At 65.9% G+C, this 8,881-nt stretch carries 9 protein-coding genes; 5 read left to right on the top strand and 4 right to left on the bottom strand.

Annotation, left to right across the window (positions count from 1 at the left end; all coding sequences use genetic code 11):
• The first annotated feature begins 4 nt into the window (after positions 1–4).
• A complete protein-coding gene (locus ACXJMY_RS31255) occupies positions 5–805 on the top strand; it encodes an alpha/beta hydrolase (RefSeq protein WP_456623193.1) in 801 nt (266 codons plus the stop codon).
• A 182-nt stretch (positions 806–987) separates the two neighbouring features.
• Positions 988–1,455 (top strand): nuclear transport factor 2 family protein, encoded by a 468-nt coding sequence (locus ACXJMY_RS31260; RefSeq protein WP_456623194.1) that lies wholly within the window; start codon positions 988–990, stop codon positions 1,453–1,455.
• 132 nt (positions 1,456–1,587) lie between these two features.
• Here ACXJMY_RS31260 and ACXJMY_RS31265 read toward each other — a convergent pair whose 3' ends face one another.
• The 3 genes from ACXJMY_RS31265 to ACXJMY_RS31275 form a co-directional block, all read right to left on the bottom strand.
• Positions 1,588–2,385 carry an acyl-CoA thioesterase domain-containing protein gene (locus ACXJMY_RS31265; RefSeq protein WP_456623195.1) on the bottom strand — a complete coding sequence of 266 codons (798 nt, stop codon included), beginning with the start codon at positions 2,383–2,385 and terminating at the stop codon, positions 1,588–1,590.
• A 184-nt stretch (positions 2,386–2,569) separates the two neighbouring features.
• Entirely contained in the window at positions 2,570–3,745 is a 1,176-nt protein-coding gene (gene queG, locus ACXJMY_RS31270; RefSeq protein WP_456623196.1) for a tRNA epoxyqueuosine(34) reductase QueG, read from the bottom strand.
• The gene (locus tag ACXJMY_RS31275; RefSeq protein ID WP_456623197.1) at positions 3,694–4,386 is read right to left on the bottom strand and encodes a glutathione S-transferase family protein; all 693 of its coding nucleotides are present in this window, start codon (positions 4,384–4,386) and stop codon (positions 3,694–3,696) included. The genes queG and ACXJMY_RS31275 overlap by 52 nt, the downstream gene beginning before the upstream one ends.
• Before the next feature lie 169 nt (positions 4,387–4,555).
• On the opposite strand from ACXJMY_RS31275, the gene ACXJMY_RS31280 reads away from it, so the two are divergent.
• The 3 genes from ACXJMY_RS31280 to ACXJMY_RS31290 all read left to right on the top strand — a co-directional run bounded on the left by ACXJMY_RS31280 (position 4,556) and on the right by ACXJMY_RS31290 (position 7,623).
• Positions 4,556–5,362: an undecaprenyl-diphosphate phosphatase gene (locus tag ACXJMY_RS31280; protein WP_456623198.1), complete on the top strand. Its 807-nt coding sequence runs from the start codon at positions 4,556–4,558 to the stop codon at positions 5,360–5,362.
• Between the two features lie 192 nt (positions 5,363–5,554).
• On the top strand, positions 5,555–6,886 hold the full coding sequence (locus tag ACXJMY_RS31285) for an FAD-binding protein (protein ID WP_456623199.1): 1,332 nt from the start codon (positions 5,555–5,557) through the stop codon (positions 6,884–6,886).
• A complete protein-coding gene (locus tag ACXJMY_RS31290) occupies positions 6,883–7,623 on the top strand; it encodes an SDR family oxidoreductase (RefSeq protein WP_456623200.1) in 741 nt (246 codons plus the stop codon). Before ACXJMY_RS31285 ends, ACXJMY_RS31290 begins: the two co-directional genes overlap by 4 nt.
• Before the next feature lie 83 nt (positions 7,624–7,706).
• Here ACXJMY_RS31290 and ACXJMY_RS31295 read toward each other — a convergent pair whose 3' ends face one another.
• Positions 7,707–8,672 (bottom strand): complex I NDUFA9 subunit family protein, encoded by a 966-nt coding sequence (locus ACXJMY_RS31295; protein ID WP_456623201.1) that lies wholly within the window; start codon positions 8,670–8,672, stop codon positions 7,707–7,709.
• Between the last annotated feature and the right edge of the window lie 209 nt (positions 8,673–8,881).

The following is an 8,881-nucleotide window of genomic DNA, read 5'->3' on the forward strand; positions in this document are numbered from 1 at the left end:
TTCCATGACCAATGCGATTTCCGAAGCCGTGCTCGACTTCATCGAAATGGGCGAGGGCCCCTCGGCACGCAAGATCGCGGTGCGCAGCCGCGCCGGAACCGGCCCCGGCCTGTTCTGGCTCGGCGGCTTCAAGTCGGACATGCAGGGCAGCAAGGCGGTGGCGCTCGACGGCTGGGCCAGCGGGCACGGCCGCGCCGCGGTGCGGTTCGACTATTCCGGCCACGGCGAATCCGGCGGCGATTTCGCCGACGGAACCATCGGGCGCTGGCTCGAGGAGAGCGTGACGGTGTTCGAGCGCCTCTGCGACGGCCCGCAGGTCGTGATCGGCTCCTCCATGGGCGGCTGGATGGCGCTGCTGCTCGCACGCGAAATCCGCAAGCGGCAGGGAGAACAGCAAGCGAAGGCGTCGCTGGCGGGCCTGGTGCTGATCGCGCCGGCGCCCGACTTCACCGAAGAGCTGATGTGGAAGAAATTTTCGCCCGCGGTGAAGCAGGAGATCGAGACCAAGGGCTTCTGGCTGAGACCGTCCGAATACGGCGACGGCTCGCCCTATCCGATCACGCGGAACCTGATCGAGGAGGGCCGCAACCACCTCGTGCTCGGCAGCGCCATCGATCTCGGCTGCCCCGTCCGCATCCTGCAAGGCGCGCAGGATCCGGACGTGCCGTGGCAGCACGCCTTCGCGCTGACGCACCGCCTGCCGGCCGACGACGTCGTGCTGACCATGATCCAGGACGGCGACCATCGCCTGTCGCGCCCGCAGGACATCGCCCGCATGCTTGCCGCGGTGGCGGAGTTCGGGTGAAGTGTCTCTAAACAGTCGGTGTCATCGTCCGCGAAGGCGGACGATCCAGTATTCCACCAGCGGTCGTGATTGAGCCGATGGGCCGCGGCGTACTGGATGCCTCGCCGGAGCCTGTCATCGGGCTCGCCGAAGGCGAGACCCGGTGGCGGGGCATGACGGAGAACGGGGAAGGAGCCACGCCAATGACCGCCACCGCCATGCTGCGCGCCTTCTGCGATGCCGTCGAGCAGCGCAACGGCCGTGCCTTCGCGGATCTCTTCACCGAAGACGGCGTCTATCACGACGTGTTCTACGGCGTCTTCGCAGGGCGTGTGAAAATCGCCGCGATGATCGACGACTGGTTCTATCGCACCGCGAGCGATTTCCGCTGGGACATGCATGATCCCGTGTCCGACGGCACCACGCTCTATGCGCGCTATACGTTCAGCTACCGCTCGACGCTGTCGGACGCGAACGGCGCGCGGGCGATGTTCGAGGGCGTGGCGATCATGACGCTCCGCGACGCCAGGATCGCGAGCTATCGCGAGGTCGCCAACACTGCACCCGCCTTCGTCGACCTGAAGTTCGCGCCGGAACGGATTGCGAAGATCGTCGGAAAGCAGGGCGCCGAACTGAAAGCGCGGCCGGAGATGAAGCGGCATCTGGGGTAGGCGCACGGCTCTCTCCTCTCGTCATTCCGGGGCGCGCCTCTTGGCGCGAGCCCGGAATCCATACTCCCGATCGTGGCTATGGATTCCGGGCTCGCGACTTCGTCGCGCCCCGGAATGACGACGAGGGCGTCCCTACCGCTTCGACGGATTCGCCATCGGCTTGCGCTGCGCCAGCGCGGCCACCGTCGCGGTGCCGATCGCGCCCTGCTCGTCGTAGAGCCAGCATTCGCCGATCGCGACACCGTCGGTGGCGTGATGGTTCACCACCTCGAAGCCGATCCAGTTCGTCACCGGCAGCCGGTGCAGATAGATCGTCACGTCGCTGTTGATGTAGCCGAGCCCCTTGTCGCCGGCATTGGCAAAGGGGCTTGCGAAATCGGCGCCGGTGGCGACATGCACGAACGGTGTCATCGGCACGCCCGCGACGAGCTCGCGCACCTCGCTCATCCAGAGCCGGCGCGGGCCGAGCGAACCCATATGGCCGACGATCGGCCGCGTCGTCCATTTGCCGTGCATGCCGAGCCGCGGATCGGTCGGCGGCGGAATATCAGCCGGCTTCGGCACGTCCCAGTTCGGCGGCGACCAGACATTGCCGTCGGAATTCTGCGTCCGGCGCAACAGCTGGCAGGAGGCGCGCGCCATGCTGACGCCGCCGGAAACAAACTCCGCCTCGACCACGCGGATGCGCAGACCGTCGCGCACCAGCCGCGTCGTCACCTCGATCGGCTTGTCGATGGTCGGCAGCCGGAACATGTCGACGGTGAGGCGCGCCGGCACGAATTCAGGACCGGAATGACGCTCCTCGATGGCGCAGCCGACGAGGCCGACGATGACGCGTCCGTGCAGCGATTTCGGATCCCAGGGACCGTTGGCGGCTTCCGTCGGATGGAATGTATCGCCGTCGCGGGTGAAGAAAGGCGTGTTTGTCATGATGCGCGACTTTGCGGGAACGCGCGGGGAAATCAAGTGTGGGTGTATGCGCGTAAGCCGACCGCAACAACAGGTGTCATCGCCCGCGCAGGCGGGCGATCCAGTATTCCAAAGACGGCGGTGATTGAATCGAAAGGCCGCGGCGTACTGGATGCCCCGCCTTCGCGGGGCATGACAGTGAGGGTCAGGAGGCGAGGTCCCATTCCTCACGCACGGCATCATCCAATTCGCGCTTGAGCATATCCAGCTTCATCGCCGCAAATTCCTCACTCCGCACCAGCTGCCCCAGCGCCCACACCGCCGCCCCGCGAACCAGCGGGCTCGCATCATCCAGCAATCGCCGCGCCGCCTCGGCCAGCGCCGCATCGCCGGAGTTGCCGATCGCGATCAGCACATTGCGCAAGAAGCGGTCGCGGCCGATGCGCTTGACCGGCGACTTCGTGAACAGGGCGCGAAACGCGGCGTCATCGAGCCGTGCGAGCTCGGCAAGACCAGGCGCACGCAACGCGTCACGCGCCGCGAGTTTTGCCTCGCGGCCCTCTTGCGCGAACTTGTTCCAGGGGCAGGCGGCGAGGCAGTCGTCGCAGCCATAGATGCGGTTGCCGATGGCTTTGCGAAACTCTTGCGGGATCGGTCCCTTGTTCTCGATGGTGAGGTACGAGATGCAGCGCCGCGCATCGAGCTTGTAGGGCGCGGGAAATGCCGCGGTCGGGCAGATGTCGAGACACGCCCGGCACGAGCCGCAATGATCGATCTCGGCGTCGTCGCGCGGCAATTCGAGCGTGGTGTAGATCGCGCCGAGAAACAGCCACGAGCCGAACTCGCGCGAGACGAGGTTGGTGTGCTTGCCTTGCCAGCCGAGATGCGCGGCCTGCGCCAAGGGCTTCTCCATCACCGCCGCGGTGTCGACGAACACCTTCACTTCCGACGGTGCGGTCGCAACCAGCCAGCGCGCCAAGGCCTTCAGCCGCTTCTTGATCAGGTCGTGATAGTCGTCGCCCTGCGCATAGACCGAGATCGCCGCGCGCGTGCGCTGTTGCAGGATCGCCAGCGGATCCTGGTCGGGGCCGTAATTGACGCCGAGCATGATCACGGAGCGCACGTCCCGCCACAGCCCGCGCGGATCGACGCGGCGCTCCGGCTGCGCGGCGAGCCAGTCCATGTCGCCATGGCCGCCGGAGGCGATGAATTCGAGAAAATGCCTTCCGGCGTCTTCGATGGCGCCGGGCTCGGTGATACCGATGCAGTCGAAGCCGAGCGTCTGCGCCTCGCGCGCGAGCGCCGCCTTCAATTCAGCCGGATCGGGGTTCAGAAATCCAGGTCCACATAGGTCCGCGACGCCGGCACGCCGGCCAGCCATTCGCTCAGCAGCGGACGGAACGACGGGCGGGATTTCACCCGCGCGTACCACGCCTTTGCTGCGTCGTCCTCGCTCCATGGCACGTCGCCCAGATAGTCGATCGCCGAAAGATGCGCCGCGGCGGCGAGATCCGCGTAGGAGAGCCGGTCGCCGGCGAGGAAGTTACGGGTCTGCGCCAGCCAGCCGATATAGGCCAGATGATAGCGCACATTGGCTTTTGCCGCGCGCATCACGTCGGCCGAGGGCGCGCCGCCGCCGTCCTCCTCGTTCATGAAGCGCTTGTAGATGCGTTCGGTGACGAGAGGGTGTGAAACTTCCTCGAAGAACTTTTCGTTGAACCAGGCCATCAGCCGGCGCACCTCGACGCGCTCGGTGACCGTCTCCGGCATCAGCCGCTTGGGCCCCATCTCGGCGCCATAGGCCTCGTCGAGATACTCCGCGATGATGGCGGCGCCCGGTATCGGCGGCTGTTCCTCGTCCACCAGGACCGGCGTGGTGCCCGCGGCATTGAGCAAGAGAAATGCCTCGCGCCGCTCCCAGCTGCGCTCCTCGACGAGGCGCAGCTCGAGCCCGTATTCGCCCGCGATCAGGCGGATGAAACGCGAATGCGGACAGAACGGATGATGAAACAGCGTAAACATGCAGCCTTTGATTATTGGGTGGTGCTTAAGAATCCATCAATGTTTGTTCGGCGCCACACTAGTCCTTCAAAACCGCGAGGCAAGGCCGTGATGGCGCATTTTGCGATTGCAGCAAAGAGGCGAATGGGCGAGAAGAGCCCCGCTTTTCCAGCCGAAATGGACCGTAAATATGTCAGATGAAATACGGGCAGTGATCCTCGGGATCATCGAGGGTGTGACCGAGTTCCTTCCCGTTTCCTCGACCGGCCACCTGCTGCTCGCGGAACGCTTTTTTGGCCTCGGCGAGGGTGCCTTCTGGGATTCGTTTACGGTTCTGATCCAGCTCGGCGCGATCCTTGCGATCGTCGTGCTGTACTTCAAGAAATTGTGGGATGTCGCGATCGGCATGTTCGCCGGCGACGCCTATGCGCGCCGCTTCGTGATCGGCGTGCTGGTGGCGTTCCTGCCCGCGGTCATCGTCGGCCTGGTCGCCGGCAAATACATCAAGAGCATGCTGTTCAATCCGTGGGTGGTGTGCTTCTCGCTGATCGTCGGCGGCGCCATCCTGTTGTGGGTCGATCGGCTCGATCTCAAGGCGCGCGAGCATGACGCCACCCGGTTTCCGCTGCTGATGTATCTCTATATCGGCATCGCGCAGTGCATAGCGATGATCCCGGGCGTGTCGCGCTCCGGCGCCAGCATCGTCGCCGCGATGTTCCTGGGGGCCGACAAGCGCGCGGCGGCGGAGTTCTCGTTCTTCCTCGCCATCCCCACCATGATCGGCGCGTTCGCCTACGACTTCTACAAGAACCGCTCCGAGATGACGATGGACCACATGGGCGTCGTCGCGATCGGCTTCGTGGTGTCGTTCATCACCGCGATCATCGTGGTGAAGACCTTCCTGGAATACGTCACCCGCCACGGCTTCGTGGTGTTCGCCTGGTGGCGCGTCATCGTCGGAACGCTCGGCCTGATCGCGCTGGCGCTCGGCCGTTAACTTTATGGCCCGTAGCCCGGATGGAGCGCAGCGCAATCCGGGATCGTGCCACAAGCGCTGACGGCCCCGGATTACGCTGCGCTTCATCCGGGCTACGCCGCCCGGTTAGACCGGCGTTCTCAACGCAATATAAGCTTTTGACCGGTAGGCAGTTTCCAACGCAAGGCGCGCACCTCGCACAGGAGCTGAACCATGACCCTCGTCAGCGGCTGGGGGCGTTTCCCGGTCGTCGATAGCGATGTGCTGCGTCCGCGGTCGTTCGAGGCCGTGGGCGAAGCCGTGGTGACCGGCTCGGCGGCGCGCGGCAATGGCCGCGCCTATGGCGATGCCGCGATCGGCGCCAGCCGGACCGTGGCGATGACCGGGTTCGACCGGGTCAGGTCGTTCGATCCGGCGACCGGCCGCATCCGCCTCGAAGCCGGCGTGCTGCTGTCGGACCTGATCGACACTTTTGGTCCGCGCGGCTTCCTGCCCTTCGTCGTGCCCGGCACGCGCTTCGTCTCGGTGGGCGGCGCCATTGCCGCCGACGTGCACGGCAAGAACCATCATTGCGAGGGCGGCTTCGGCCGCTATGTCGAGAGCATCCTGCTGCGCACCGGGCAGGGCGAGACCATCGAGGCCTCGCGCGAGCACCATGCCGATGCCTTCCTTGCGACCATCGGCGGCATGGGCCTGACCGGAATCATCCTGGAGGCGACGATCCGGCTGCGCACCGTCGAAACCGGCTGGATCCGCGAGCGGGTGATTTCCGCGGCCGATCTCGATGCCGCGATGCGCGCGCTCGAGGCGAGCGATTCCGCGACCTATTCGGTGGCGTGGATCGATTGCGCGGCGGCCGGCAGCAACCTCGGCCGCTCGCTGATCTATCTCGGCGAGCACGCCGGCGCGGACCAGCTTGCCGACGGCGCCGATCGGTTTCCGGCCGGCAGGGATCCCGGGCTCTCCATCCCCATCGACTTGCCGTCGATGACGCTGAACCGCTACAGCGTCCGCGCCTTCAACGAGCTCTATTACCGCATGGGTGCGCGGCGCGCCGGCGGCAGCCATGTGGTTTCGATCTTCCCCTATTTCTTCCCGCTCGACAGCATCGGTGGCTGGAATCGCATCTATGGAAAGCGCGGCTTCCTCCAGCATCAATGCGTGATCCCGGAGCCAGGCGCGCGCGACGTGCTCGGCGAGATCCTCGGCCGCGTCGCAAGGCGCGGTGACGCCTCCTTCCTCGCGGTGCTGAAGAAGCTCGGCCAGGGCGACGGCATTCTGTCGTTTCCGCTGCCCGGCTACACGCTGGCGCTGGATTTCCCGGTGAAGGGCGACATCCTGAATTTCCTCGACGAGATCGACCGCCTGGTCGTCGCCGCCGGCGGCAGGCTCTATCTCGCCAAGGATGCGCGCCAGTCACGCGCGACCTTCGAGGCGGGCTATCCCGCCCTGCAACGGTTCAACGCGATCCGAAAGTCGCTCGATCCCGCGGGCAACATCCGGTCGAAACTTTCACAACGCCTGTTTGATGAGGTGCAGCCGTGACGTCGCGCAAGACTGTGTTGGTGCTGGGTGGCTCCTCCGATATCGGACGCGCCGCGGCGCGTGCCTTTGCCAAGGCGGGATACGATGTCGCCCTCGCGGGTCGCGACGTCGCCGCGCTTGAGCCTGACGCCGCCGACCTGCGCGCGCGCTACGCTGTCACAAGCAGCACGTGGACATTCGACGTGCTCGACACCGCGTCGTTCGACGGCTTCGTCGGCGGTCTCCCCGCATTGCCCGATGTCGTCATCTCGATCGTCGGCCTGCTGGGCGTGCAGGAGAACGCCGAGAGCGATCTCGCGCACGCCACGACGATCATGCGCTCCAACTACGAAGGGCCGTCGCTGATCCTCGGCCTGTTCGCCGAAAAGTTTTTGGCGCGCGGCAGCGGCACGCTCGTCGGCGTGTCATCCGTTGCCGGCGATCGCGGCCGTGCCTCGAACTATGTCTACGGCTCGGCCAAGGCCGGCTTCTCCGCGTTCCTGTCCGGCCTGCGCGCCCGCGCCAGCAGCAAGGGCGTGCACGTCGTCACCGTGAAACCCGGCTTCGTCCGCACGAAAATGACGGAAGGCATGAAGCTGATCGGCCCGCTCACCGTCGAAGCACCCGTGGTGGGCGATGCGATCCTTCAGGCCGTCGAGAACAAGACCGACGTCGTCTATGTCAGCGGCAAATGGCGGCTCGTGATGCTGATCATCAAGACGCTGCCGGAGGCGGTGTTCAAGAAGCTGAAGTTTTGAAAGTCGTGTGACGCGCGAGTGCTCGCCGCAGCGGCGGTGCGCCCCMTCGCCCCGTTCTTACGGGGAGAGGTGAAGAAAGAGCCTCACACGCTCATGCGCTGGAACTGGCCGGCGGCGCGAAAACGCCAGAGATATTGCGGGGCGATCGCCTCCAGCGAATCGGCGGCGATGCCGAGGCCTTCCAGCGTCAGGCCTGCGGCCTTCGCCGCATCCGAGACGATGTTGTCGCGCTCGAGCATCGTGACCTGGTCCGGCGTCAGCTTGAATGCGCTCGGCGCGAATTGCAGGAAGTTGGCCTGGAAGCGGGCGAGCCCGAACGACAGCGGCACCAGCATCGGCTTGCGAGCGGTGATGGCCAGAATGGCCTCGATGATCTCGCGCATGGTCAGCACCTCCGGCCCGCCGAGCTCGTAGGTCGCGCCTGCCTTGGCCTTGCCATCGACCGCATCCGCAATCGCAGTGGCGACGTCGCCGACATAGACCGGCTGCATCTTGGTGTCCGCGCCGACCAGCGGCAGCACCGGCGACATCCTGGCGAGCGCGGCAAAGCGGTTGGTGAACTGGTCCTCGGGCCCGAACACCACCGACGGGCGGAAGATCGTGGCCGACGGCACCGCCGCCATCACCGCCGCCTCGCCGGCCGCCTTGGCCTTGGCATAGCGCGAGGGCGACTCCGCGTCGGCGCCGATCGCCGAGACATGCACCATCCGGGCGCCCACGGCGGCCGCCGCCTTGGCGACCGTCTCGGCGCCCTTGGCCTGGACGGCGTCAAAGCTCTGCGCGCCGCTCTCGGCGAGGATGCCGACCAGATTGATCACAACATCCGAATCACGCACCGCCGCCTCGACCGACGCCGGGTAGCGCAGATTCGCCTGGATGGTGTGGACCTGCCCGACCTTGCCCGAGGGCTGGAGGAATCCGGCCAGTTCCGGCCGCCGAACCGCCACCCGGACCCGGTAATCGCGCTTGCACAGCGCGCGGACGACATTCCGGCCCAAAAACCCCGATCCGCCGAAAACCGTGACGAGAGTTTCCAGATTCGATGCCATGGGGTCCAATCCTGCGGGAAGAGTAGATCTGAGGGAGGCTTGTATCGGGCCGTTTTGCGATGCGCAATCGGCAACCCCGGGCGCGGTTCAAGCATGAATTGACAACCGCGTCACCGATCCGTAGTAACCGCCTCCGTGCCCCCAACGGCATGCCCAGGTGGTGGAATTGGTAGACGCGCTGGCTTCAGGTGCCAGTGGCTTAACGGCCG

It is taken from the genome of Bradyrhizobium sp. P5_C12 (genome assembly GCF_054049735.1).

Coding starts and splice junctions, on each gene's coding strand:
- ACXJMY_RS31255 (WP_456623193.1), top strand. CDS start 5: ATGACCAATGCGATTTCCGAAGCCGTGCTCGACTTCATCGAAATGGGC.
- ACXJMY_RS31260 (WP_456623194.1), top strand. CDS start 988: ATGACCGCCACCGCCATGCTGCGCGCCTTCTGCGATGCCGTCGAGCAG.
- ACXJMY_RS31265 (WP_456623195.1), bottom strand. CDS start 2,385: ATGACAAACACGCCTTTCTTCACCCGCGACGGCGATACATTCCATCCG.
- queG (WP_456623196.1), bottom strand. CDS start 3,745: ATGGCTGGCCGGCGTGCCGGCGTCGCGGACCTATGTGGACCTGGATTT.
- ACXJMY_RS31275 (WP_456623197.1), bottom strand. CDS start 4,386: ATGTTTACGCTGTTTCATCATCCGTTCTGTCCGCATTCGCGTTTCATC.
- ACXJMY_RS31280 (WP_456623198.1), top strand. CDS start 4,556: ATGTCAGATGAAATACGGGCAGTGATCCTCGGGATCATCGAGGGTGTG.
- ACXJMY_RS31285 (WP_456623199.1), top strand. CDS start 5,555: ATGACCCTCGTCAGCGGCTGGGGGCGTTTCCCGGTCGTCGATAGCGAT.
- ACXJMY_RS31295 (WP_456623201.1), bottom strand. CDS start 8,672: ATGGCATCGAATCTGGAAACTCTCGTCACGGTTTTCGGCGGATCGGGG.